Source organism: Sphingomonas elodea ATCC 31461 (assembly GCF_000226955.1).
GTDB lineage: Bacteria > Pseudomonadota > Alphaproteobacteria > Sphingomonadales > Sphingomonadaceae > Sphingomonas > Sphingomonas elodea.
The window spans coordinates 1-1,079 of record NZ_AGFU01000109.1; the positions used below are offsets into that span (position 1 = coordinate 1).

Sequence of the window (1,079 nt, forward strand, 5' to 3'; positions counted from 1 at the left end):
CACCGCGCCCGGCGTGGTGATGGTGAGGCCGGCGGCCGCGTCGATACTGGAGAGCAGATTGGTCGTGCCGCTGCTACTCGTCGCGACCGAGCGCTTCTTTCCGGCGCGGTCATATTGATCGCTCGACCAATCCTGCTGGGCCGCGCCGATCGTGATCCCCTGGCCGGCCGCCAGCGTGATCTGACCGCCCTTCTCGTCGCGCGTCTGGATCGTGCTGCCGATCAGCGCGAGCGCGCCGCCGGTTTGCACGGTAATTCCGTTGGCGGCGGCAAGGCTGGTGCCGAGGGCAGTTTGGCTCGTTGCGCTGCCAGCGGAAGTGCCCTTCGCGCTGCGGTCGATTGCCTGGACGTGCGTGACGTCGGTTACGGCGCCAAGCGTGATGTTGCCGCCTGCCACCAGGGTGGCGCTATCGCCGGCGGAGAGCTTGGCACCCGCAGCCGTCAGATCGCCGAGTGCGACCAGGGTGAGCTTGCCCGTAGCGTCTACCGTGGTCACCTGATGCGTGATCGAATCGGTGAGCGTGCCGCCGCCCGCATAGGCAGTGGCGCTATGCTGGGTCGACCGCGTCGCGCCCAGCACCATGTTGCCGCCCGCGGAGAGCGTCAGGTCGCCGCCGGTGAAGCTGCCGCCCTGCGAGATCAGGTCGCCGCCCGCGGTGATCGTCGCGACCTTGCCGCCGGCGATCGTGCCGGCATTGGTCAGGCGCCCTTCCACTGCGATGTCGCTGCCCAGGCTGGCGCGGATCACGCCGCTGTTGGTCAGGTCACCGGCAGAGCGGATCGACAACTGGCCGCCTGCCGCGATGAGTGCTCCCGACTCCTGGAGGTCGCCTTCATGGGTCTTCGCCAGATAAACGATCGGTGCGAGCGCATGGGTCGGCCCGTTCGGGCCTTCGACCACCACGTCGACCAGCAGCACGATGTCGGTGGTCAGGGAGGCCATTTGCTCGGCAGTTAGGCCGACGCCAAGCGACAGGCCGAATTCCTTCGCGTAGGCGGCACCCGCGCCGAGCAGTGCCTGATACTGCTCCTGATTGTCGCCATAGCCCGCGAGCCGGGTCCCGCCGGTCAGCGCGGTCA

General features: G+C 68.4%; 1 protein-coding gene. It reads right to left on the bottom strand.

Features of this window, described 5'->3' with window-relative positions:
- Window positions 1-1,079: hemagglutinin repeat-containing protein (locus KK7_RS21295; protein WP_010546250.1), on the bottom strand; the 1,079-nt coding region annotated here is incomplete at both ends.